This is a genomic window from Stenotrophomonas sp. SXG-1 (assembly GCF_014083965.1).
Taxonomy (GTDB): Bacteria; Pseudomonadota; Gammaproteobacteria; order Xanthomonadales; family Xanthomonadaceae; genus Stenotrophomonas; species Stenotrophomonas geniculata.
In genome coordinates this window covers 1,581,458-1,605,614 of sequence record NZ_CP046588.1, presented here as the reverse complement: position 1 = coordinate 1,605,614, position 24,157 = coordinate 1,581,458, and the positions used below count along the sequence as shown (strand labels likewise).

General features: G+C 65.7%; 22 protein-coding genes and 3 tRNA genes. 6 read left to right on the top strand and 19 right to left on the bottom strand.

Annotated features, from left to right (window positions below; genetic code table 11):
• Positions 1–57 precede the first annotated feature (57 nt).
• From lpxK to GOC52_RS07295, 7 genes are read right to left on the bottom strand one after another with little or no spacing between them, the layout of a single operon-like run.
• Positions 58–1,077 (bottom strand): tetraacyldisaccharide 4'-kinase, encoded by a 1,020-nt coding sequence (lpxK, locus tag GOC52_RS07325; protein WP_010486078.1) that lies wholly within the window; start codon positions 1,075–1,077, stop codon positions 58–60.
• Positions 1,077–2,825, bottom strand: a complete 1,749-nt coding sequence (msbA, locus tag GOC52_RS07320) for a lipid A export permease/ATP-binding protein MsbA (RefSeq protein ID WP_010486079.1) — start codon at positions 2,823–2,825, stop codon at positions 1,077–1,079. Before msbA ends, lpxK begins: the two co-directional genes overlap by 1 nt.
• Entirely contained in the window at positions 2,822–3,244 is a 423-nt protein-coding gene (locus GOC52_RS07315) for an ExbD/TolR family protein (RefSeq protein ID WP_010486080.1), read from the bottom strand. Before GOC52_RS07315 ends, msbA begins: the two co-directional genes overlap by 4 nt.
• 3 nt (positions 3,245–3,247) lie before the next feature.
• On the bottom strand, positions 3,248–3,910 hold the full coding sequence (locus GOC52_RS07310; RefSeq protein ID WP_191851020.1) for a MotA/TolQ/ExbB proton channel family protein: 663 nt from the start codon (positions 3,908–3,910) through the stop codon (positions 3,248–3,250).
• Positions 3,911–3,913: 3 nt separating this feature from the next.
• On the bottom strand, positions 3,914–6,310 hold the full coding sequence (locus GOC52_RS07305) for a DNA internalization-related competence protein ComEC/Rec2 (protein ID WP_191851018.1): 2,397 nt from the start codon (positions 6,308–6,310) through the stop codon (positions 3,914–3,916).
• 59 nt (positions 6,311–6,369) lie between these two features.
• Positions 6,370–7,713 carry a sensor histidine kinase gene (locus GOC52_RS07300; RefSeq protein ID WP_010486083.1) on the bottom strand — a complete coding sequence of 448 codons (1,344 nt, stop codon included), beginning with the start codon at positions 7,711–7,713 and terminating at the stop codon, positions 6,370–6,372.
• A gap of 1 nt (position 7,714) precedes the next feature.
• A complete protein-coding gene (locus GOC52_RS07295; protein ID WP_010486084.1) occupies positions 7,715–8,386 on the bottom strand; it encodes a response regulator transcription factor in 672 nt (223 codons plus the stop codon).
• Between the two features lie 145 nt (positions 8,387–8,531).
• Between GOC52_RS07295 and GOC52_RS07290 the strand changes: the two genes are divergently transcribed.
• Positions 8,532–9,299, top strand: a complete 768-nt coding sequence (locus GOC52_RS07290) for a MipA/OmpV family protein (RefSeq protein WP_191851016.1) — start codon at positions 8,532–8,534, stop codon at positions 9,297–9,299.
• A gap of 31 nt (positions 9,300–9,330) precedes the next feature.
• Positions 9,331–9,615, top strand: a complete 285-nt coding sequence (locus GOC52_RS07285; protein WP_019337170.1) for a hypothetical protein — start codon at positions 9,331–9,333, stop codon at positions 9,613–9,615.
• Positions 9,616–9,660: 45 nt separating this feature from the next.
• On the opposite strand, the gene GOC52_RS07280 is transcribed toward GOC52_RS07285, so the two are convergent.
• Complete coding sequence (locus GOC52_RS07280; RefSeq protein WP_010486087.1) at positions 9,661–9,801, bottom strand: hypothetical protein; 141 nt, start codon at positions 9,799–9,801, stop codon at positions 9,661–9,663.
• Between the two features lie 162 nt (positions 9,802–9,963).
• Between GOC52_RS07280 and GOC52_RS07275 the strand changes: the two genes are divergently transcribed.
• From GOC52_RS07275 to GOC52_RS07265, 3 genes are all read left to right on the top strand, one after another.
• A complete protein-coding gene (locus GOC52_RS07275; RefSeq protein ID WP_043402987.1) occupies positions 9,964–10,533 on the top strand; it encodes a TlpA family protein disulfide reductase in 570 nt (189 codons plus the stop codon).
• Positions 10,534–10,538: 5 nt separating this feature from the next.
• Positions 10,539–10,832, top strand: coding sequence for a hypothetical protein (locus GOC52_RS20725; RefSeq protein ID WP_238794425.1), 294 nt, complete (start codon positions 10,539–10,541; stop codon positions 10,830–10,832).
• A gap of 259 nt (positions 10,833–11,091) precedes the next feature.
• Positions 11,092–11,424, top strand: a complete 333-nt coding sequence (locus GOC52_RS07265; RefSeq protein WP_019337167.1) for a hypothetical protein — start codon at positions 11,092–11,094, stop codon at positions 11,422–11,424.
• Positions 11,425–11,520: 96 nt separating this feature from the next.
• On the opposite strand, the gene GOC52_RS07260 is transcribed toward GOC52_RS07265, so the two are convergent.
• The 3 genes from GOC52_RS07260 to uvrB all read right to left on the bottom strand — a co-directional run bounded on the left by GOC52_RS07260 (position 11,521) and on the right by uvrB (position 13,900).
• Positions 11,521–11,595, bottom strand: a tRNA-Val gene (locus GOC52_RS07260).
• A 98-nt stretch (positions 11,596–11,693) separates the two neighbouring features.
• Positions 11,694–11,768, bottom strand: a tRNA-Val gene (locus tag GOC52_RS07255).
• Positions 11,769–11,875: 107 nt separating this feature from the next.
• Complete coding sequence (gene uvrB, locus GOC52_RS07250; RefSeq protein WP_019337166.1) at positions 11,876–13,900, bottom strand: excinuclease ABC subunit UvrB; 2,025 nt, start codon at positions 13,898–13,900, stop codon at positions 11,876–11,878.
• Between the two features lie 128 nt (positions 13,901–14,028).
• On the opposite strand from uvrB, the gene GOC52_RS07245 reads away from it, so the two are divergent.
• Positions 14,029–14,553, top strand: a complete 525-nt coding sequence (locus tag GOC52_RS07245; protein ID WP_043400494.1) for a GspH/FimT family pseudopilin — start codon at positions 14,029–14,031, stop codon at positions 14,551–14,553.
• Between the two features lie 60 nt (positions 14,554–14,613).
• Here GOC52_RS07245 and GOC52_RS07240 read toward each other — a convergent pair.
• The 8 genes from GOC52_RS07240 to ppnN form a co-directional block, all read right to left on the bottom strand.
• A tRNA-Asn gene (locus tag GOC52_RS07240) sits at positions 14,614–14,690 on the bottom strand.
• 73 nt (positions 14,691–14,763) lie between these two features.
• Positions 14,764–15,177: a type IV pilin protein gene (locus tag GOC52_RS07235; RefSeq protein WP_043400488.1), complete on the bottom strand. Its 414-nt coding sequence runs from the start codon at positions 15,175–15,177 to the stop codon at positions 14,764–14,766.
• Positions 15,178–15,200: 23 nt separating this feature from the next.
• A complete protein-coding gene (locus tag GOC52_RS07230; protein WP_191851014.1) occupies positions 15,201–19,880 on the bottom strand; it encodes a pilus assembly protein in 4,680 nt (1,559 codons plus the stop codon).
• On the bottom strand, positions 19,877–20,368 hold the full coding sequence (locus GOC52_RS07225; protein ID WP_043400485.1) for a pilus assembly PilX family protein: 492 nt from the start codon (positions 20,366–20,368) through the stop codon (positions 19,877–19,879). The genes GOC52_RS07230 and GOC52_RS07225 overlap by 4 nt, the downstream gene beginning before the upstream one ends.
• A gap of 7 nt (positions 20,369–20,375) precedes the next feature.
• A complete protein-coding gene (locus GOC52_RS07220) occupies positions 20,376–21,548 on the bottom strand; it encodes a PilW family protein (protein WP_308822315.1) in 1,173 nt (390 codons plus the stop codon).
• Between the two features lie 8 nt (positions 21,549–21,556).
• Positions 21,557–22,027 carry a type IV pilus modification protein PilV gene (gene pilV / locus GOC52_RS07215; RefSeq protein WP_043400479.1) on the bottom strand — a complete coding sequence of 157 codons (471 nt, stop codon included), beginning with the start codon at positions 22,025–22,027 and terminating at the stop codon, positions 21,557–21,559.
• A complete protein-coding gene (locus GOC52_RS07210; RefSeq protein ID WP_043400476.1) occupies positions 22,024–22,539 on the bottom strand; it encodes a GspH/FimT family pseudopilin in 516 nt (171 codons plus the stop codon). Before GOC52_RS07210 ends, pilV begins: the two co-directional genes overlap by 4 nt.
• A gap of 161 nt (positions 22,540–22,700) precedes the next feature.
• A complete protein-coding gene (gene ppnN, locus GOC52_RS07205; RefSeq protein ID WP_010486098.1) occupies positions 22,701–24,089 on the bottom strand; it encodes a nucleotide 5'-monophosphate nucleosidase PpnN in 1,389 nt (462 codons plus the stop codon).
• Positions 24,090–24,157 lie beyond the last annotated feature (68 nt).

Sequence of the window (24,157 nt, the reverse complement as noted above, 5' to 3'; positions counted from 1 at the left end):
GCTCGTTACAACGGGAATGCGGCCGGCGGCGCATGAATGCAAGCGCCGCCGTGCCACTCAGTTCGGTCGCAGCTTGTCCAGGCGGTCGGTCAGCGCCACCCAGAACGCGGCAGGCAGCTCGGCGCGCAGCGGGACCGCGTAGTGCCAGTCATTGCCGAACGCCCGGCATTTCACCGCGTCCTTTTCGGTCATCAGCACTGGCAGCTGGCTGCCAAAGGACAGGTCCTGCGGCTGATAGGCCTGATGGTCGGCGAAGGCGTGCGGCACCACGCCGATGCCTCGCGCGCGCAGCATGTCGAAAAAGCGCTGCGGGTGGGCAATGCCGGCCACGGCGTGCACGCGCTGGCCCTTGAAGTACGACAGTGGACGGGCACGGCCACCGGCCAGCGGCTGCGCGCTGTCGATGTGCAGGGCCATCGGCCACTGGCCGAAACCACAGGCCTGGGCCGCAGATTCCTCATTGGCCTGGCCAAGATTCACCACACGGAAATCGCACTCGCTGGCGCGGCTGACCGGCTCGCGCAGCGGTCCGGCCGGAATCATCCGGCCATTGCCGTAGCGGCGCTGCGCATCGACCACTTCGATCTCGATGTCGCGCGCCAGCCGGTAGTGCTGCAGGCCGTCGTCGCAGACAATCACATCGCAGCCGGCCTCGATCAGCGCCCTGCCGGCAGCAACGCGATCACTGTCCACGCGCACTGGTACGCCTGTCTTCCAGGCAATCAGCACCGGTTCGTCGCCGCCCTTGGCGGTCGGCGTATCCGCCTTCACCCACAGCGGTTTGTCCGCATCTTCGCGGCCGTAGCCACGACTGGCCACGCCCGGCTTCCAGCCGGCGGCACGCAGGCGCTCCACCAGCGCGATGGTCAGCGGCGTCTTGCCAGTACCACCGGCGGTGATGTTGCCAACCACGATGACCGGCACCGGCAGCGTGTAGCGCTTGCGCCAGCCACGCCGATAGGCGCGCCGGCGCAGCGCGGTGACGCCGGCATACAGCGGCGCCAGCAGGCGCATCGCCCACGGAACCGGGCTGCCGTCGTACCAGTACGGCGGGGTCTGGGTACCCTTGCCGGCCATCAGTCCTGCCTTTCGCGGAACTGCATGCTGTGCAGATGCTGGTAGAGGCCACCCATGGTGAGCAGCTCCTTGTGGGTACCGCGCTCGACGATGCGACCGTGGTCCATCACCAGCACCTGGTCTGCATGCTCGATGGTCGACAGGCGGTGCGCGATGACCAGCGTGGTGCGCTCGGGCATCAATCGCTGCAGCGCGTCCTGCACCAGGCGCTCCGATTCGTTGTCGAGCGCTGCGGTGGCTTCATCGAGGATCAGGATCGGCGCGTCGCGCAGGATCGCACGGGCGATCGCCAGGCGCTGGCGCTGGCCGCCGGACAGCAGCGCGCCGTTCTCGCCCACCGGGGTCTGCAGCTGCTGCGGCATGCGCGCGATGAACTCCCAGGCGTTTGCGGCTTCGGCCGCCGCTCGGATCTGTTCATCGGTCGCGTCCATGCCATAGGCGATGTTCGCGCCAATGGTGTCATCGAACAGCATGACCTTCTGCCCGACCATCGCCACCTGGCGACGCAGGTCGGCCAGCGGATAGTCATCCAGCGCCACCCCATCGAGGGTGATGCGCCCGCCGCTGGGTTCGTAGAAGCGCGGCACCAGCCGGATCAGGCTGGTCTTGCCGCTGCCCGAGCGACCGACGATGGCGGTGACCGTACCCGGCTTGGCCACGAAGCTGATGTCGTCCAGGGCGATGCCACTGTCTTCGCGGTAACGCAGCATGACGTGCTCGAAGGCCAGTTCGCCACGCACGCGCTGCACCGTGTTGCGGCCATCGTCGCGCTCGACCGGCATGTCGAGGATGTCGAACAGGCGCTCGGCGGCGGACACACCGCGGGAGATCGAGGACTGCACGCTGGTCAGGCGGCGCAGCGACGGGATGATCGCCGTCATCGAGATCATCAGGCCCATGAACTGGCCGGCATTGAGGCGGCCCGCCAGTGCTTCGCGGGTCGACACCCAGACGATCACCGCCAGCGCCAGCGCGGCCAGGAACTGGACCACGCTGGAGGCACCGGCACGGGTGATTTCCACCTTCATGTTCAGCGCCAGCATGCGGTTGGCCAAGCGCGAGTAGCGCGACATTTCGTGCTGCTGCGTGCCGTGCACCTTCACTTCCTGCTGGGCCGCCAGCGACTGCTCGGCAGTCTGCGCCATCGTGCCCATGCCGTCCTGGATGCCGCGGCTGATGCGCCGGTAGCGCTTGCCGACGTAGGACACGATCACGCCGATCATCGGCACCACCACCAGCATGGCCACGGTCACCTTGACGCTCATCTGCAGCATCACCGCCAGCATGGCGATGATGGTCAGGGTGTCGGCAACCACGGTCTTGAGCGCGTCGGCACTGGCCTGGGTGACCTGCTCGGTATCGAAGTTCAGGCGGCTGACCATCACCGGCGTCGATTCGGTATCGAAATGCGAGGACGGCAGGTGCAGGTACTTGGCCAGCACCTGTTCACGCAGGTCGCGCACCACGCTGCGACCGGTCTTGGCCAGCGCGTAGTCGCTCACCCAGGTGGCGGCGCTGCGCATCAGGAACAGGCCGAGGATGGTCAGCGGCAGGATCACCGCCATTTTCGGTTCGGGATTGACAAAGCCGCGGTTGACCAGCGGCTCCATCAGCTTGGTGAAGTGGTAGCCGGCCACCGACTCCACCGCCATGGCGATGACGGCGGCGACCATCATGCCCCAGTAGGCGCGGGTGTATCCCAGCAGACGTTTGTAGATCGGCCACACCGGCGCGTGTTTGGAACTCATGGACGCACCTCGGGTGCTGTTGCAATGGCAATACGGCGGAAGCCGAGCTGACCGAGCGCATCCTGCGCGGTCACCACGGCCTGATAGGGCGTGCGGGCATCGGCACGCAACAGCACCGGCTGGGTGCGGTCGCTGCCGGCAACGGCCGCGATGGTCTGCTTGACCGACTCGACGTCGTTGCGCAGCACTTCCTGGTCATTGATGAAGTAGCGGCCTTCGGCGTTGATCAGCACGCTCAACGAGCGCGGTGGCTCATTGCTGGGCTGCTGGCTGGCCGTGGGCAGCTCCACCTGGAGTGTCGAGCGCGCATCGAAGGTAGTGGTGACCACGAAGAAGATGATCAACACCAGGATGACGTCGATCAGTGGCACCAGGTCGATATGCGGCTCATCCTGGGACCGGTCGTTGCCGATACGCATCGATCAGGCCTTCGCCATCGCCGCGCCGGCCGGGCGCGTGGCAGCGGCAGGGTTCATCACCCCGGGTCGGCCATCCAGCGTATCCAGCAGCGCGCTGGCTTCCTGCTCCATCTCCACCACGTAACCGTGGATGCGGCCCTTGAAGTAGCGGTGGAACATCAGCGCCGGAATGGCGACGATCATGCCGGTGGCGGTGCACACCAGCGCCTTGCCGATACCACCGGCCAGCTGGTTCACATCACCCACGCCGTGGTCGAGGATGCCCAGGAACATCTGGATCATGCCGATCACCGTGCCCAGCAGGCCCAGCAGCGGCCCGGCCGAAGCGATGGTGCCCAGCGCGTTGAGGAAACGCTCCATGCGGTGCACCAGGTGGCGGCCGGTGTCTTCGATGCGCTCGCGGATCTGGTCGCGCGGACGGTTGCGCGCTTCCAGCGCCGCGGCCAGCAGCGCGCCCAGCGGCGAGTTCGCGCGCAGGGTCTGCAGGTGGGCCGGGTCGAGCTTGCCGCGTGCCGCCCAGTTGCGCACTTCCTGGCCGAGGCCGGGCGGCAGCACTTCAGTACGCCGCAGGGACCAGAAACGCTCCAGGATGATCGCCAAAGCCAGTACGCCCACCAGCAGCAGCGGCACCATCGGCCAGCCACCGGCCTTGACCAGTTCCCACACGTTTCAACCCTCCGGCCCAACGGCCGCTTGTTCGATCGGCGATAGGATAGCAGCCGACCGCGCCCGCCCAGCGGCATCCCACCAGCGGGATGCGTGGATGCGCTGTTCACGCAGCTGCAGCCCTTGTGCGCCAAGCCATATGCGGATCGCCCCGGAATCGGCCGTGGCCAGTACCTCGGCCCCTTGCGCCCGCCAGCGCTGGACCACGTCCTGGCGAGGGTGCCCGAAGCGGTTGCGGTGCCCGGCCGAGACCACCGCCAGCCGTGGCGCCACGGCCTCAACCCACGGCGCGCTGGAGCTGCCGCCGCTGCCATGGTGGGGCACCAGGACCACATCCGCCTTCAGCGCTGCCGGAGACGCCTGCAGCAGCGTCCGCTCGGCCGGCCGGCCGATGTCACCCGGCAGCAGGACCGCGCCGTGGCGGCTGGCGATGCGCAGCACGCAGCTGTCTTCGTTCTCGGCCTGACGGCTGCCCGGCGCCGGGTGCAGGACCTGGAAATCTACCCCGTCCCACTGCCAGCGCAGCCCCTGCTGGCAGGGCGTGGCGCCAGCGATGGTGCTGCCCGGTGGCGCCAGCAGCTGCAGTCCGGGCAGCTGCCGTCGCAGGCTGGACAGGCTGCCGGTGTGATCAAGATGGTCATGGCTGAGCATCACCTGCCGGGGCGGCCCCTGGCCGAGCGCGCGCAGGGCCGGGACCAGAATCCGTTCGTTGCCTTCGCCGCCGGTCGGCGGCCCCACGTCGTACCAGAGCGCGTGCCGCGCCGTACGCACCAGCACCGCAGTGCCCTGCCCTACGTCATGCACCAGCAGCTCCAGTTCTCCTTCGGCCGGTGCATGCCGGGCGGGCCACAGCAGCGGCAGGCACAGCAGCAGGCCCGCCAGGCCACCGCCGGCGCCGCGTGGCAGCAGCCACCAGAACACCCCGGCCAGTGCCGCCGGTACCGCCCAGCGCGGCGCCTCGGCCAACCACCACATCGCCTGCGGGTGCAGCGCCAGTGGCTGCAGCGCCTGCCAACTCAGCTCGAACAGCCAGGCCGCGGCACGCCAGGCCCAGCGCCCGGCACCGTCGTGCAGCACCTGCAGCGCAGTACCCAGCAACGACAACGGCACCACCAGCAGGGTCCACCACGGAATGATCGGCAGGTTGACCAGCGGCCCCAAGCGCGCGGTGCCGCCGAACAGGGCCACGCACAGCGGCAACAGGCCGAGGCTGGCCACGCCCTGCGCGGCCAGGAAGCCACGCAGGCCCCCACTGGCGCCCTCCGGCCCGGTTCGCGGCAGGCACCACAGCAGCCACAGCACGCCGCCAAAGCTGAGCCAGAAGCCGGCCGACAGCACCGACAGCGGCGCCGGCAGCAGCATCACCATCGCGGCCAGGGCCAGCCCCTGCCCCGCACCCACCGGGCGACGTCCGGCACGGGCCAGTGCCACCAACCCGATCATCAGCGCCGCGCGCACCGTTGGCAGCGCGCCACCGGCTGCCACGGCATAGGCAGCTGCGGCCAGCGCCGCGCCCCATGCCGCCGCCTGCGGCCGTGGCCAGTACCGTCCCAGCAGCGGGCACAGCCACCACGACACGCGGCACAGCAGCACGCCGAAGCCCGCCACCACGCCCACGTGAAACCCGGAGATGGCGACCAGATGGGTCAGGCCCAGGGCGCGCAGGTGTTCCCAGTCGGCATCAGACAGCCCGCGGGTGTCGCCCAGGGCCAAGGCCTGCACGAACCGCGCGGCAGGATGTGCCACCTGCGTGGCGATGGCATCACTGCTGCGCTCGCGCCAGGCCGGCAGGCCCTGCGCAGGCGCGTGCTCACGGGCAGCGCCCGGGTCGCGCACCGTGCCATTGCCGGAGATACCACGCAGCAATGCATGGCGTTCGCCATCGAAGCCACCGGGATTGATCCGCGAGCGTGGCGCACGCACGCGCAACGACATCTGCCAATGCGCCCCGGCACGAACCGCATGGCGCCCGCCGGCCTCGTGCGCTGACGATCCGCGCCACGGGTCGTTCCAGGTGACCTGCAGGCGCTTGCCGCGCAGCACTGGCAGCGTATCGGCCTCCTTCACGTGCAGCACGAAACGCGTGTAACCGGGGCCTCTCTGCGGAAGATCGGCCACCCGCCCGCGCACCTGCACATCCTGCGGCGGCGCGTCGGGTGGAAGCTGGTCGTGCAGGGCCCACTGCCCGTGCACTGTTGCCCATGCCAGGCCGAGCATGACTGCAGCCCAGGTGCGGCCTCGCCAGCGCAGCAGCCAGCCCGCGCCACCGGCAACCGCCATCGGCACGCTCAGCCACAGCGGCAGCAGCGCCGGCATCTGCACGCAGGCCAGCGCGCCCAGCACCAGGCCGGCGGCGCAGCCGGGGCCGAACAGGGCCGGCGCGGAACGTTCGGAAACCATTCCAGCAGCCTGCCGCCGGGCGCGACAGGTTGCCTATCGGGGTTTTCCCCGCGCGGCTGTCAGCGCCGGACGGTGCCGCGGTGGAAATTGACCCGGAAGCTGGCACCACCGCCAGCGGCCTCGCCGACACTGACCGAGCCGCCGTGGTGCTGCACGATTTCCTTCACCAGATGCAGGCCCAGGCCACTGCCACTGCCCGCCGCGCGCAGGCGATGGAACGGCTCGAAGATCGCTTCACGATCGCTCACCGGAATACCGGCACCCTGATCGCTGACTTCCAGCAGGCCACGTGCATCCAGGCGCACGCAGATGGTGCCGCGTCCGCCGCCGTGGACAATGGCGTTGTGCACCAGGTTGGCGATCACCCGTCCCAACGCCAGGCTGTCGCCGTGGATCCACACCGGCATCTCAGGTGCATCCACTTCGAAGCCGTAGCCGGCACCGACCACCAGCGGCGCCAGATCGGCGGCCGCTTCACGCACCAGCAGCGCCAGATCCAGCCTCTGCAGTGCGCCGACATTGCGATCAAGTCGCTGCAGGTCAAGCAGGTGCTCGGCGACGTTGCCGAGCCGCGCCACGTCGGTCAGCAGCTGCGACTTCAGCTCGCCCTGCGGCAGCTGCGACAGACGCGCCTGCACCACCGCGATCGGCACACGCAGCTCGTGCGCGGCATCGGCAAGGAACTTGTCACGCGCAGCATAGCCCTGCTGCACCTTGTCGATCGCGTCGTTGAAGGCTTCGACCAACGGCGCGACCTCGGTCGACACCAGCTGCGCATCCAGCCGCGCACCCGGCTGGCCGATATCCAGCTCCTTGGCCTGTTGCGCGGAGCGGCGCACGCCACGCATCGCGCGGTGGATCACGGTCGGCATCACCAGCAGCGTGACCACGATCAGCGGCAGGAAGAACCACAGGCCGATCAGACGCAGCACCATCAGCGCGCCATCCAGCAGCCCGCCCTTCGGTGCCCCGCCCACCATCACCGTGATGCGCCGTCCATCCTCGTTGCGGATCATCACCCGCGCCACATCCAGGTAGGGCGGCACCAGCGAACCAAGTTCGGTCGCGCCCAGCGTCGGCAACCGCGCCAGCAGCGGCGCGTGGATCGCCGGAATCGTGCCGCGCTCCAACCAGACCCCCTTGTCGTCGACTGCCGCGAACCAGAGGTTGCCGCCGGCACTGGCATCGAGCTTTTCCCAGCGCGCCTGGTCCAGCACCAGCCGGCCACCATCGCTGTGCACCGCCTTGGCCACCGCCTCGGCCATGAACATGTCCATGCCCCAGGTGTCCTTGTCACCCCAGGTCAGGATCAACGCAACCACAGCGAACAGCACGGTGAAGGCCTGCGCCAGGAACAACCGCCAGGCCAGCCCAAGCGTGATGGAGCGGATAGGACGTGCCATCTCAGGCCTCCGCCAGCAGGTAGCCGACGCCGCGGATCACATGGATCTCCACGCCGGCCCCGGCCTGTTGCAGCGCCTTGCGCAGCTTGGAGATATGCGCGTCCAGTGCATTGGACTGGATCTCGTCATCGAAGCCGTACACTGCCGCCTCCAACGCGCTGCGGGTGACGGTGCGTCCCTGTCGCATCGCCAGCGCCTGCAGCACCAGCACCTGGCGCCGGGGCAGCGCCAACAGCTGGCCCTCCACCTGCGCCTGCAGCGATTCGAAGTCGAATTCCAGCCGGCCCAGATGCAGGCTTGGCGTCACCATCGCCGAGGGCCGGCGCGAGACCGCGCGGATCCGCGCCATCAGCTCTTCGATCGCCACCGGCTTCACCAGGTAGTCATCGGCACCGACATCCAGCCCCTCGACCTTGTCCGACAGCGTGCCCTTGGCGGTCAGCATGATCACCGCCAGGTTCGGGCGCAGCGCGCGCGCGGTGGCGACGAACGCCACGCCATCGCCATCGGGCAGCTGGCGGTCGAGCAGCATCAGCTGGTGCACCGGCTCGCGCAGCGCGATCGCGGCTTCGGCCAGGCTGCCGACCACGTCGGCGACCACGCCCTGCCGCTCCAGGCCCGATTGCAGGGCACGGGACAGATCGGGATCGTCTTCGACCAGGAGGATGCGCATCAGGGGCTCGGCTACCGGAAACGGTGCCGATCATAGTGCCTGGCGCCGGCTTTGGGCGCCTTCGCGTGCCGAATGCCAAGGCGCAATGTTCTGACAATGTTGTGGCCGCACCATGCACAGCCATCCCCCGCAAAGTGGCTGATCGATGCCGTCGCTGTCCCCGACCCTGCTGCGCCCGTTGCTGTTCTCCGCTGCCATCGGCCTCCCGTTGATCACCCACGCCGCCGACCGGAACCCGGGGGTGCAGGCCGGTATCAGTGCCGGCGCGACCTCAGGGGCCTACGCCCACTACGACGTCAAGCCGCTGGTCGTACCGTCCATTGCCTGGCAGGGCGAGCGCTTCTTCGCCAGCCCGGGCTCGCTGGGCATGTACCTTTACAAGCGCGAAGGCCTGCGCCTGTCGGCGGCGGTCACGCCCTACACGCTGCGCTTCAAGACCGACGACGTGAACGATCCTCAGCTGCGTCGCCTGCACAGCCGGCAGATGTCTGCCATGGCCGGCATCAATGGTGAATACAGCGCCGACTGGGGCATCGTCGAGGCCAGCGTGATGCGCGAGGTCACCGGCCACGGAGGTGGCATGGAATCGCGTCTGCACTACAGCTATCCGATCCAGGCCGGTCGCTTCACCTGGGTGCCCAAGGTCGGCGTGGTGCACTCCAGTGCGCGCCTGCTCGACTACTACTACGGCATCACCGACGAAGAAGCGCTGCGCTCGGGACTTGCCGCGTACAACCCGGGCAGCGCGACATCACCAAACCTGCAGATCGCGGGCAGCACGCCCCTGGGCACGAAGTGGCGCGCGACCGGCGTCGTCGCCAACCAGTGGTTCGGCGATGCCGTAAAGGACAGCCCGATGGCCCGTCGCGGTACGCAGACGTCGGCCTTCGTTTCCCTGATGCGCTCGTTCTGATCGAGCGCCCGCAACGGACAAGGACCCCCCCATGGCCTCCGTCTCCCCTGCTGCTGAAGCGCACGCGATCCTGCGTGCCCCGGACCTGGACAGCGCCGAGCGCGCCTACCTGGGGCTGCTGCCGGACCTGGAACACGTGAACGCGTTGACGCGCCGCGCACTTGGCCTTTCGCGTGCCGCCGATGCGGCACGCGGCTATGCGTTGTCGATGACGCTGGTGGGATTGCGCCTGCAGGAACTTGAGATGGGCGAAGCAACCGCAAAGGAACATCGCCAGGCCACCCTGCGCAGTCTGCGCCAGGCCTTCAGCGCCTGAGCGCAGGGCAGCAACGCTGCCGGCGCTGCAGGGCAGTGGGAAGACTCAGCGGAATGTGGTCCACGCCAGCACCGCCGCCAGCAGGGCCACCCAGATCACCGCCTTGAAGGTACCCTCCAGCATGTTGCCGCCGAACAGCAGCTCGAGGATGGGATTGGGTCGGGAAACCGGAACGTGATCGCTCATCGGTGTTTGATCCTGGTGGTGGTTGCGGGGTGCGCGTGCCTGACCGCGCAGGCACCACTCTAGTACACGCGGCGCCTCTGCGGACGTGCGGGCAACATCACCTTAACAACCCGCGCGCCCGTTCCGGTATGTTCGGCCCAACGCTGCGTTCAAGGATGATCGATGCCCAAGCGCGTCCTGTTCCCCGTTGTCGCCCTGCTGCTGTCCGCGCTGATCGTCGCGCTGGGATGGCAGAACCACCAGCTCCGGCAAATCAACGCGCAGATGGCTGCCCAACTGCAGAACATGCGGCTGGAAGCACATGGTCTCAGCCTGGGCAGTCGCCCGGAAGCACTGGCGCTGCGCACGACCCAGCACACTCACGTCAACATCGGCGGCGCGCGCGACGCACCTCAGATCCTCTACTTCTTCTCCACCACCTGCCGCTACTGCCTGGCCTCGATGCCACAGCTGCAACAGATCGCAGCAGCACGCGGCCGCAGTGAACTGATCGGTGTGGGACTCCCCCCTTACGACCAACTGGCCGACTACGCCGGACAGCATGTATTGCAGTTCCCGATCGCCATCGACAGTGAAGGCGATGCGTCCAAGCGCTACCGCGCCACGGTCACGCCGATGCTGATGGTGCTGGCCACCGATGGCAGCGTGACCTACAAGCATGTGGGCCAGCTTGATGAGCAGGTGGTGCGCGCCGCCATGAACTCGCTGACGCCAGCCCCTGCACTGCCCTGATTGCCGTGCGCCGCGTCGGCGCGCGTCATGGTTCACCGCATCCGCGCCACAACCGGCACCCCGGTGCCTTCGGCAACTGCAACACCACAACGCCAACCAAGGAGATACACATGATCGGAAAGAACGTACTTTCATCCGTCGCCGGTATCGTCGTTGTTGCGGCCCTGGCATTCGGTGCCAGCCAGGCCTTCGCCGTCGCCCCCAAAACCGGCTATGCGCCCGGGTGCGAGCCGCATCCGAGCTGCCCGTTCGGCAACTCGGGCAAGCCTGGCCAGCTGCTGTGCTGTGATCCGCTGTAATCGAAGCCGCACCGCAGGTCGGCCCCGCTGATCTGCTGCAGGTGCCGCAGCGCTGAGCCAGCCCTGCGGCGATGATCGGTGCCCACCCGCACATTGGGCACCGCGCCGGGCCGCCTCCAGGGGCGGCCCGGCACTTCCGGCCCCGGATTCATCCTTCCCCGGGCGCCTTGGCGCGCGCTTTACCGGCTTTCGTCGCATACCGGTTTCACACCGCAGGGGGCAGTGCCACGCTGGACTCCCTTCTCCGGAGCACCGTGCCATGCCGATGCTTGCCCTGCTGCTGTTGTGCGCTGGCCTGTTCGGTTGCGATACCGACGCAGGGGATCCTTCCCTGCGCAGCCAGATCCTGCAGGCCGACGCTGGGCAGGCAGAAACATCATCGATGCCGGATCGGAAAGCGGCCCCGGCCCCCCTGCAGCTGTACCGGCTGCGCCAGGATCGCGTACTGCGCGTGGGCAATCAGCCGCTGCAGGCCGACGCCCCACAGCGGCACGCCGGCTCGGCGCGATTCGCGCAGGTCTGGGAACGCGTGGACGGGCACTGGCGGCTGCAGCGCATGATCAGCATCGACGAATGGGTGGCCCAACGCTGATCGCTGGTTGCAACCCACCGGCGCAAACGAAAAAAGCCGGCCCAGGGCCGGCTTCCATCGTGATCCACCGCTGCACCGGCAATGCCGGGAGCCAGGTGGTGGGCGGTACAGGGTTCGAACCTGTGACCCCTACCATGTCAAGGTAGTGCTCTACCGCTGAGCTAACCGCCCATCTTGTTCTTGCCGCCCGAGAGCTGGCCTTGCTACGTAAAAACCCGGCGCCAGGGCCGGGCTTTGCAGTTCACGACAGCCTCCTTCCGGAGACTTCGTGGTGGGCGGTACAGGGTTCGAACCTGTGACCCCTACCATGTCAAGGTAGTGCTCTACCGCTGAGCTAACCGCCCGTTTTTGCTTCTGAACGTCCGCGATTGCGTCGGTGCAGGCCGCGTATATTACGGATGCCGGCCGTGAAGCGCAACACTTTTGTGAAGAAGATGCTGCACTGCCGCGTTCAGCCCAGACTCGCTTCCTTCAGCTGCCGGATCTGGTCACGCACGCGGGCGGCATCCTCGAATTCCAGGTCCTTGGCGTGCTGGTACATCTGCTGTTCCAGTGCCTTGAGACGGGACGCCAGCTGGGCCGGGCTGAGCGATCGATAGTCACTCCCCTCCTCGGCAACGCCGGGCCTGCCTTTGCCCTTGCCCTTCTTTGCTTCCTTCTCGGCGGCGTCCGAACGCGCCCCTTCCAGCACGTCGACGATCGGGCGCGCCACCGAGCGCGGCACGATGCCGTGCTCCTCGTTGTACTCGACCTGTTTGGCGCGACGACGGTCGGTCTCATCGATCGCGGCCTGCATCGAACGGGTGATCTTGTCCGCATACAGGATCGCCTTGCCGCGCACGTTGCGCGCGGCACGGCCGATGGTCTGGATCAGCGAGCCGGTCGAGCGCAGGAAGCCCTCCTTGTCGGCATCCAGGATCGCCACCAGCGACACTTCCGGCATGTCCAGGCCTTCGCGCAGCAGATTGATGCCCACCAGCACGTCGAACTTGCCCAGGCGCAGGTCGCGGATGATCTCCACGCGCTCGACCGTGTCCACGTCCGAGTGCAGGTAGCGCACGCGTATCCCGTGCTCGGTCAGGTACTCGGTGAGGTTCTCGGCCATGCGCTTGGTCAGCGTCGTGACCAGCACCCGGTCACCGGCCTTGATGCGCGCGTTGGCTTCGCTCATCAGGTCGTCGACCTGGGTCCCCACCGGGCGGATCTCCACCACCGGGTCGATCAGGCCGGTGGGACGTACGACCAGCTCGGTGATCTCGTCACCGGCCTCGCGGTACTCGTAGGGGCCCGGCGTGGCCGACACATAGATGCTGCGCGGGCAGCGCTCCTCCCACTCCTCGAAGCGCAGCGGCCGGTTGTCCAGCGCCGAGGGCAGCCGGAACCCGAATTCGACCAGCGTCTCCTTGCGCGAACGGTCGCCCTTGAACATGGCACCGATCTGCGGAATGGTCACGTGGGATTCGTCGATCACCAGCAGCGCGTCGGCCGGCAGGTAGTCGAACAGGGTCGGCGGCGGTTCGCCGGCATTCTTGCCGGTCAGGTGCCGGGAGTAGTTCTCGATGCCGTTGCAGAAGCCGACCTCGGCCATCATTTCCAGGTCGAACTGGGTGCGCTGCGCCAGGCGCTGTGCTTCGACCAGCTTGTTCTGTGCGTACAGCTGCTCCAGCCGCTCCTTCAACTCGACCTTGATCGTCTCGATCGCTGCCAGCACACGCTCGCGCGTGGTGGCGTAGTGGGTCTTCGGGTAGACCGTGAAGCGCTGCATGTTGCGCAGCGTCTCGCCGGTGAGCGGGTCGAACAGGGTGATCTTCTCGACCTCGCCATCGAACAGTTCCAGGCGCAGGGCTTCGCTGTCCGACTCGGCCGGAAACACGTCGATCACTTCGCCACGCACGCGGAACGTACCGCGCTGCAGCTCGTACTCGTTGCGCGTGTACTGCAGCTGGGTGAGGTGGTTGATCAGATCGCGCTGGTCGATGCGCTCGCCCTTGGACAGGATCAGGCGCAACGACAGGTAGTCTTCCGGCGCGCCCAGGCCGTAGATCGCAGATACCGTCGCCACCACGATCGCGTCCGGGCGCGACAGCAGGGTCTTGGTCGCCGCCAGTCGCATCTGCTCGATGTGCTCGTTGATCGAACTGTCCTTCTCGATGAAGGTGTCCGACGACGGCACGTAGGCTTCCGGCTGGTAGTAGTCGTAATAGCTGACGAAATACTCCACCGCGTTGTGCGGGAAGAACGCCTTGAACTCGCCATACAGCTGCGCCGCCAGCGTCTTGTTCGGCGCCATGATCAGCGTCGGCTTCTGCACGTTCTGGATGACGTTGGCGATGGTGTAGGTCTTGCCCGAGCCGGTGACGCCCAGCAGGGTCTGCTTGGCGATGCCCGCTTCAAAGTTGCTGGTCAGCTTTGCGATGGCATCAGGCTGGTCGCCCGCCGGCGAATACGGCGAGACGAGTTCAAAACGGTCGCTCATGGTGTTGCCAGTTCCCGGGAAGGGTGAGTATACGGGGCAAGCGGTGACGGCCGGCTGAGGGGTTTCCGGGCAGGCAGCCGCGGCGTTGGCCGATGGTGAATGCGCGAGCACGGAACGAGGCTGGAGGCATGTCCCTTCATCTTCGCCCTGCCCGGCTCCACCGCGGCCTCCATCTGATCGAGCTGCTGATCGCTGTCATGGTGCTGTCGGTCCTGCTGGCTTTGGCCTGGGGCCCCTGGCAACGCACGCTGCGGCACTTCCAGGCGGAAACGCTGCGCGCCGAACTGGTCGCCAGCTTGTCGATGGCACGCAACGCCGCCATCACCGAACGCCGCCGTGTGACGGTCTGCGGTTCGTCGGATGGCATGAGATGTGACCAGGCATGGAGCCAGGGCTGGCGGGTGCAGGTCGAACCGGCCAACAGCGCGACCGGCGCCGCAAGGGAACTCCGCGTGCACAGGGCACGCCGGCGTCATGTCGACCTGCGCACCAGCGATCATCGGCCCGACATCCGGTTCCGGCCCGACGGCCGCAATGCCGGCACCAACCAGTCCATCGTGCTGTGCATGAATGGACAGGAGCACAGCCGCGTCATCATCAGCGTCCCCGGGCGGGTCAGGAGCCAGCGCCCGCGCAGGCCGATCCCCTGCTGAAAACTGAAATGCCATCGCGGAAACGAAAAAAACCGCGATTTCTCGCGGCTTTTTCGAATCTGGCGCCCGAAGTTGGACTCGAACCAACGACCCCCTGATTAACAGTCAAGTGCTCTAACCGGCTGAGCTATTCGGGCGGGGTGCGCATTTTAGCCAGCGTTCGCCGGAGAGTGCAAGCCTTTTATGCGATGTGGCGAAACGGCCCGCCCTTCACCAGCATCCGGGCCCCTTGCTGGCATTCGGCGTCTTTCGTCCGGCCTGGTCCAGGGTCAGTGTGCCGCAGTCGTCCTTCTTCTGGATCTCGGTCGGTGCCGCCTGGAGGGTAAAGGAGGTGCCATTCGGCGTTCCCACGTAGGAAAGCGTGTATCTGGCGGCACCGTCCCGTGGCGATTGCGAGAACGGCAGCGTCATGCCCGCGTAGGTGTTCTCCACGGTATGCCGCCGCTCCAGCATCTGCGCCAGCTCGACCAGATCGGCCTTGGCCTGGGCACGATTGGCCTTGCGCACATAGGCCTGGTACGAAGGCAACGCGATGGCAGCAAGAATGGCGACCACGGCCACGGTGATCATCAGCTCGATCAGGGTGAAGCCGGCGGTGGTTCGACGCCTGCTGTACAGATGCATGGGCAACCTCGATATCGGATTCATCAACGGATCTGCCGCCACGATTGCCGCCCACAGGGCCGTGGCATGTAAAGCGGATCAGCGCCGGCCGCACGCAGCACGAACGTACACTGGCTGGCCTGCAGCATCTTGTCGACCGTGCACCCCGTGTCGCCAGGCTTGCAGGGCGTAAGCTTGGGCACAAAGATGTTGGTGTCCTTCACTGGCGGCCCTTGGCTGAGGTCACCTTTCTTGGTCAGGGCAACACCACCGCAGTTGCCGGTGCACAGCGCTTCTCCGCCGATGGTTGGGCTCAAGCCGGACATCTGGCCACCACCGGTCAGCAGATTGAGACCGTACAGCCAGTTCACGCCACCGCCGCTGCCGCAGATGGCGGTACCTGGCACATAGGACGTGAAGAACACGATGCCGTTCTGCACACGGGGGTTGCCGACGAAGCGTTCGCCTTCGACTGCCGATCCAGCCTGCAGGTCCACATACCAGCCGCGGGCCGAACCGTAGTTCACCGCATTGCGGGTGACATCACGCAATTGATAGCCGCTGGCCGATGTGCCGGTAGTGATCACCTGCTGTACCAGGTTGTCGCGCGTGCCAACCGCACTGGCAAGGTTATCCCAGATGCCATACAGCGACTGCACTGGCGAGGTGCTGCTGACCGCATTGTCATCGGCGGCGAAATACTGGCCGGTACCGAAGAACAGACTGATGCCGCCGCCCGGACCCGTGCTGATCTCGATGCCGCTCATGATCGGCTGCGGGCTGCTATTGCGCGTAGCGGTGAACAGCGGCGTTCCAGACAGGGCGATGTTCCAATCGGTCGGATCGGTGCTGGAAAGATCGAACTTCCAGATATTGCCCTGCATGTCACCGCCATACACAGTGTCGGTGATGCCATCATTGTTCTTCAACGCCACCGTGGCGATGTTGATCAGGCCATTGCGTGCCGCGTACTTGGCACCTACCGGCGAAAGCCGCTTGAGCACCTTGCCGGTCTGGATATCAACCACGAACAGCGCTGCCTTGCCGCTGGTGGAGTTGACGCCATTGCCGAAGATCGCAACGAAGCGTGGCGAAGCGTTGGCATCGGCGCCCTTTACCGCCACCACAGCCGGCTTGCCCAGCACAAACCCGAGATCCGACTCTGTCTTCCCCGAGACTTCCCACAACACACTCGATGCACCGAACGCGGTCGGATCGCTGACATTCAGCGCGAACACGGAGCCATTGCCTACGCTCGTCGCATTGGGCGCCTTGCTGGAACCACCACCACCCGTGGTGCCCACCAGCACCGTGTTCCAGGCATCCCCGTAGTAGACGTCGGACGACGTCAGTGGGCCATCCACGTAGTAGCGATGCCCATACTTGGGGTTGGCCAGCTCGGCAATGTGCTGCATGGCAGCTGACGGAATGAAGGCCAGTTCTTCGGTACCGCCGGATGCTCCATTCGAACCGTTGAAACCATGCACCATGCCGTCATTGGCGCCAACATAGATCATCGTCGGCGGCCCCGATGTCGCGCGCTTCGCTTTCAGGAAGACGTCATAAGACGTGCCCAGCGTCGCCTTCCACTTGACTGTCGACTGCCTCGCCCAGCCTGCATAGCCGAAGTCATCCGTTTTGGAGACGATCTCGGTGGTGGAATTGACGATGTCACCCAACGGCGAAGTACGCGAACGGAGCCCGCTCACCGCCGCGCCGCGCAGATAGTTGACCAGGGTGGTCGAGGTCTGATTCGCGAACCATGCAGGAATCGAGTCACTGAATCCCAATGCCGACAGCTTCGCCCGCTCATCATTGCCCGGCAGATTGGTGGCCAGGAACTCGTTCGCATTGACCGGGGTCACCGTGCCATCGGACGCGGTCTTGGTCGGGGACGTCGCCATGTAGATGCGGCGCGTGGCGCTGCCGATGTTGCTGGACGCCTTCCACAGCACGGCTCCGTCCGCACCCTGGCCGTCGACCTGGGTGGCAATGACATCACCGGTCCAGTCCACAGTGCCAGAGGGCACGCTGTAATGGGACGATACGGTGAACGAGTTGGTCGAAATGCGCGCGCCACTGCCGCTACCACCGACCGGCGCATCACCTTCCGCTGCGCTTTTGAAGATCGCCTCCAGCGCCTCCTTCAGTTTGGTCGGATTGCGTGCCAGGAAGTAGTTATCCGGCACCCCTGGCTTCTTGCTGTCCCACTTCTTACCGGCCGGGACACCGTACTTGGCGGCATACCACAGCGGGCTCTGCAGCTGGCCCGCAGCAGTGGTAGAGGCCTTGTACTTGATGACTACCGGCCTCTGCCAGTTGCTCGGGAAGTTGTTTGTGCTGGTCAGCACGGAGCCATTGCTATTGCCCGGACGCAGCGCCAGACGTTGCACGGTGCTGGAGGCATTTGACCCTGTGATCGTGTAGCCCGTCAGCATTGCGTTGCCAGCGTACGCCGACAGGTTCTCGATCCGGATGAGCACTTCATCCTCCTCGACCTTGCCGGCCAAAGTCGTGCCGATCCAATCCACCCCTTTGTTTGCAGTTGTGTAGTCGCACAGTCGCGTATTGCCCGCGGCACTGTTGCTCACTTTCGCATCAGCACGCCAGCAGATGTTGTTGAAGGTGCCGGTATCGTTGCACGCGGCGCCCACGCAGTAGCTCAGCATGGCAACGACGTCGTTGTCATGGTCATTGCCCCACAGCGAGTCTTCCCACACCAGCGAGAAGCTGCCGGACTTCGCATCTGTCCGGTAGGGACGGCCATAGACCAGCTTCCCGCCAGTGTCGTTGGCCTGCTTGGTGCCAATGCCGACCGAGCCCAGGAAGCAGCTGCGCCAGCCAGCACTTGTTGCCGTTGCGCCGCCGGTGTTGTTCGCCTGGCAGAGCGGGGCCAGTCCGATCTTGCTGTTGCCCACCGCAATTTCGAACTGCGGGAGATTTTCCGCCATGGCAACGGCGTAGGTGGTGGCGGTGACCTTGTACGTGCTTGGCTTGTTCTGCACGTTGGGACGCAGATCGGTCTCCGCGGCCGCCTTGGCCAGCCCCGCCATCAGGAAGCTGCCTTCCATGGAGGGAATGTCCGGGCAGATGCCGCGCGCCTTGCTGAGGCTACCGATTGTCTGGCCCTGGCAGATATCACTGTGGGTATCAAGCGAAGCACCGCGCGGTGTATCACCCACGCGACCGATCATGTAGCTCTTGCCAGCGATTCCTTCGGCCGTGCCGACTGCATCCGTCGCGGACACCGCAGACGCAAGGCCGGTCACGGAACCGACGTTGTCGCTGTCAAAGGACGGCAGGCCCGACGATAGCACCAGGATATTGCAGGTCGCACAATAAGAGTTGCCACCTTCTGCGGGCAGGCGGTAGGGATCCTTCCAGCTGATATTGGTTGGCAGCCCACTGAGATCTCCGCTGTCACTATAGACCTTGGAACCCGCAGTGATGTAGCGCAGCGCCTCCGCATACATTTCCGCCAATGGATTGCCCCAGGCACTGCACTTCTGGCCTCCGGTCCCCGGATCGGTCAGATTGCCATTTCCCTTCTGGTCCTGGCGATTGAGAATGCCGTAGGTGTTGCAGTCATTCCAGTTGTTGGACCAGTTCCAGTTGTCCAGACGGAAGCTTGAAATCGCGTTGATCACGCCCTCATCGTCGGCCTTGGCGTTTCCCGTCAGATTCAGGTAGCAGAACTGCCCCGTAGACAGGTCGATTTCATCACCCACGCCGCAGAACTTCGTCCCGTTGCCCGCGATCTTGCCGATGTTCCGCCGCAGGACACCGCCATCCCGCGGATTGGCGTAGGTTCCCGTCACGAGCCCAAAGCGCAGTCGCCCGCTCTCACCGTAGGTCTGCAGCAGCCCGGCCGGCTTGAAACGGTCGGTGATGCCATCGTTGTATTTCCGGCAGAAACTCTCACGCACCGTTGAGCTGGCATCACACACTTCCACGCGCACGGTGTAGTCCGTGGCTGAGCGGGGAATGTCCGCGTAGCCATCGGCGTTGCTGGCTCGTCCGGTATCGCACTGGTTGCTGGCTGTCGAGGCCCACTCGCCCAGTGCACCTTCGGCCACGCGCATCAGCGGCGCCCCGGTTGCAGAACGGGTCACACTGCAGAAGCTGAAGGTTGTCCCGCTTCCAGCAAGGTTGGCGAACTCGCGAAGATCCGATCCACTGTAGACCTTGACCCACGCATGCAGATCGCTGGGGATCGGCGCCCGCTCCAACACCGTCTTTTCCTTCGTATCGGTGAAGCGCTGGCCGCCGTACAGCACGTAGCGCATCACATCCAGGCGACTCATCGTCACCCAGTTGAGGAAGTTGCCCGACCACGCGCCGCTGCAGCTGTGCTTGTTGGCGCCCTTTGCCTCTGCACTGGCCTTGAAGACACCGCTGTTGTACGAGTAACAGAGGTTGTAATCGAAGTAGCCTGAGTAATCGAACTTGTCCTGGTAGGTGGTGTCCAGCACCCCGTCCCCGTCCAGGTCGCTGTAATCGCTGTAGGCCTTGTTGAACAGCTGCTCGTCACGCGACATCACCATCATCATCAATGGCGGCTGGCTCTGCTTGCTGTACAGCGGCTCCTGCGCGATGTCGTAGTCACCAAGCGCAGCCTGCAGCGGAATGATCAACGCGGCAAGGCCGGCAAGCGCAGCAACACCCACACCGGCCCGCAGCCAGGTGGAGGAACGAAGTCGAAGGAAACGGCGCTCGCTGTTCATGGGATGAAGATCGTATCGATGACCGCACTGGCGGACGCATTGGAGGGATCGTCACTGGCAAGCGCCGTGACCTGGTAGATGTTCCCGGTTTCTTCGTTCTGTCGGCCGCCGGTGCGCCGGCTGGACGCTGCAAAGCACTTGTCGATGCGACGCGTATAGGTGGACTTGGTCTCACTGAGACCATCGGCCCACGTCTGCGGATCGTAGGAGGGACTGCATTCCTCCTGGCTGGCCTTGAAGATGCCCCCGTCAGCCAGCGCCTTCTCGATGGATTTCTCGGTCTGCCGGGCGTCGGCCTCAGCGTTCTGGAAGGCAACGTTGCTGCGCAGATAGTTGGCAGCCATCCGTTCCTGCATGCTTGTGACCTGCATGCCGGCGATGCCCAGCAGGGCCATCAGCACCAGCATGATCAGCACGACGTACAGCACCGCGCCGCGCTGGGAACGCGGTGAATGCAGAGAATGGCGGCGGGCGGGATGGGTACGCATGGTGGCCTCAGTTGCCATATAGGCGATTGCGCAGAGCGATCGTGCTCTGGTAGGCGGCGCGCATGCGGCCGTCAGAAGGCGCGGTGTAGGTCACGCCAAGCGCGGTCAGCGGCGTACTTGAACTGGCCTGGACAGATGCGGCCGGGTCTGGACTGGACACCACCAGCCCCAGTTGCACCGTGCCCACGCGCTGCCAGCCACGCGAGGCCGGCACGATGGAGGCCTGAACATCGGTCGCGGTACCCTGGCGATCAATGTAGCCGGTCGGCGACACCGTGCTCAGACCGTGATCCTGGCCATACAGCAATTGCATGTTCTCCACGCCCTCGACCAGCGCCTCTGCTGGTCCCGCGACCAAGGCAGCACCGGGCTTGGCGGTGAATCGAAGGCGATACAGCGACGATTGCTTGGTCGTAGCGTCGTAGCCCACGTACAGGATCGACGTCTCGGCGCGATACAGCACCGCCTGGCCGGGCTGGTAGTTGCGGGCGATGGCCACGTCGTTGTTGGGTGCGGTGCCCACCGTCACGGTGCCGGCCTTTGCATCGATCGCACGAGCCTGGAAGACCGTGGCGGAAATGCAGTCGGCCACACCGAACAGCCCCGGGTCGGTAACTCCGCTATCAAGCACGGCAAGACGTTTGGGATCAAAGCTGAAAACCGGCTGGGCAACCGTACCGGCTACCGCCGTGACCGGCACACCGGTGGGCACCAGATAGCGCAGAGCGACGATATCGCTGCCGTCGACCCGGTTCTTGATGGCCGCGGCGAACTCACTCGGCAACGCCGGGGAGTACTTGTCGCCCCCCGTTGACGGCGTTGCCGCCAACGTCACCGCGTCGCCCGGCTTGGTATTCGTTGCTTCGTAGCCCTGGATCGACCGCGCAAAGTCCAGCGCGGGGTGGCCTCCCGCAGCGAAGGTGGTTGCCAAGGTGCCCTGCGGATCATGCGCCTGATCGTTCACGCAGCCGAAGTGTCCCGCCATGCGCAGTTCGCGTTGCAGGGAATCCATCGCGAAACGGCTGTTCTCCTGGACCCGCGCCAGCCCTTCAGACAGCTGGTAGGCCGTGCGTGAAGCGGCGAACACCTGGACCACGCCCAGCATGATGATCAGGCCGATGGTCAGGGCGATCATCAACTCGATCAGCGACAGGCCACTCATCGTTTGGCGGGAGCGCATTCTGGTCATCACAGCAGGCTCTCCGCAGCAAAGGTGGTGTCAGCCTTCGAATCGGGATTCCAACGCTCATCGCCCCAACTGACCGACACCCGTACCCGGCCGTCATTGACGGTTACCGTTCCGGATGCCGAGTCACCCAGTGCGCGGCCCAGGCGGCAGCGCCAGTCGCGGGTGAAGTCATCCTTGCCGATATCCTTGCCAATGGACGGCGCGCAGTCACCCTTGCCGGTGGTAGCAGCATAGGTACCGGCATAGCTGAGCGCGTTGATCCGGTTAGCCCGGATCTGATCAAGCAGTTCGTACCCCAGGTTGGTGGCCTGGGTGCGGTAGTTCGCGCTCTGGACGAACCGCACATTCATCGTCTGCAGCAGCGCGAAGCCCAGCAGGCCGATACCCATCACCAGGATCGCGATCATGACCTCGATCAGGGTGAAACCGCCCTGCGCCGTACGGTGCGGCTGGAAGCCGATCTTTCTCATGAGCAACTCTCCTTCAACAGCCTCACCTGTCCCGTAGGCGATATGCGCAGCGTTCGCTGCAGGGGCTGGTCGCCACACTTTTCAGGGCGCAGTGTCACATCCACTTCCGCGTTGGCGCGATTGCGGCCACGGCCATCGAAGCCGATGGTCAACGTTTCGGTTGCGGACTTCATCGTTGGGCGACCTTCGCTGTAGCGCAGCACGTTCTCACCGGAATCAAGCGACCCGTTCCCGTTGCGATCCTCCCAGACCATCCAGCCGTCGGCCCAGCTGCTGCCATCACATTCTTTGCCCGCTGTGGATGCGCATACAGCCCCGCCACGCGTGTTCTTTATTGCCTCGGAACGGGCAAGTGCCAGCGACGCGATCAGTTCGTTGGTCGTCGTGGCCACACGATTTGAGCGGATCGTACTCTGGAAGCTGGGATACGCGATGGTGCTCAGGATCGCCAGGACGGCAACCGTGACCATCAACTCAACCAGCGTAAAGCCGTTTTGCCGGCGCAAAGACATTGGACGCTCCCCAGCGTGTTGATGGCCACGATGGGCCATCGCCCTGCCACCGGCAAGCGGCGGCAGGATGAACGGTCATTCCGGGGCGACGGGCGTCAAGGCCTTGACGACCCGCCCTCCCCTGCCTGTACCGGCGCGATCCCCATCGCGCCGGCGCAGACTCAGGCCAGCACCTGATAGCAGGGCTGGTACTCGCCGGAGATCTTCATCCGGCGCTGTTCGACGAAGGCACGCAGCAGCGCGTCCAGGGCCTGCATCATGTCCGGGTCGCCATGGATCTGGAACGGCCCGAACTGCTCGATGCGGCGCATGCCGTCTTCCTTCACATTGCCGGCCACGATGCCCGAGAACGCCCGGCGCAGGTCGGCCGCCAGCGCGTGCGGGGCACGCCCGTGGTGCAGGTCCAGCGCGGCCATCGCCTCGTGGGTCGGCACGAACGGCTGCTGGTACTCCCACGGAATCTCGATCGACCAGTTGAAGAAGAACGAGTCCTTCTGCGCCAGGCGGTGCTCGCGCACGCGCTTGATGCCGTTGGCCATTTTCTTTGCCACCGCCACCGGGTCGCCGATGACGATCTCGTAGCGCTCGGCGGCCGCATCACCCAGGGTCAGGCGGATGAACCGGTCGATCTGCTCGAAGTACGGCGCCGCCACCGTCGGGCCGGTCAGGATCAGCGGGAACGGCAGGTCCTTGTTTTCCTCGCGCAGCAGGATGCCGAGCAGGTACAGGATTTCCTCGGCGGTGCCGACACCACCGGCGAACACGATGATGCCGTGGCCGATGCGGACGAAGGCCTCCAGGCGCTTCTCGATGTCCGGCATGATCACCAGGTGGTTGACGATCGGATTCGGCGACTCGGCCGCGATGATGCCCGGCTCGGTCAGGCCGATGTAACGCGTCACGGTACGGCGCTGCTTGGCATGGGCAATGGTGGCGCCCTTCATCGGGCCCTTCATCGCGCCCGGACCGCAGCCGGTGCAGATGTCCAGGCCGCGCAGGCCCAGCTCATAGCCCACCTGCTTGGTGTACAGGTACTCGTCGCGCGAGATCGAGTGGCCGCCCCAGCAGACGACCAGATTCGGGTCACCCGGGTTCAGGATGCGCGCGTTGCGCAGCAGGCCGAACACCGCATTGGTGATGCCCTCGGACGACTCCAGCTCGGCCGCGTAGGCCGGGCCCATCTCGATGGCCATGTAGGCCAGGTCACGCACCACCGCGAACAACAGTTCGGCGACGCCGCGGATGATCTCGCCGTCGACGAAAGCCATCGCCGGTGCATTGACCAGGTCGATGCGCACGCCGCGATCCTGCTGCGCCACCTGGATGTCGAAATCGGGATACAGATCGCGCGCCGCGCGCGGATCGTCAGAAGCACTGCCGCTGGTCAGCACGGCCAGTGCGCAGCGGCGCAGCAGCTCGTGCATGCCGCCGGCAGACGCATCGCGCAGCCGGGCCACTTCGGCCCGCGACAGCACATCCAGCCCACCGCGCGGGTAGATCCGCGCGTCCTGCACCGGCAGTGCACGGGCTGATTTTTCGTTCGTGGTCATGTCCAATTTTTCGCTTCCTTCAAGGTTTCCGACTGTACTGCCGCCCCCTTAAAAAGCAAAACGGCCGG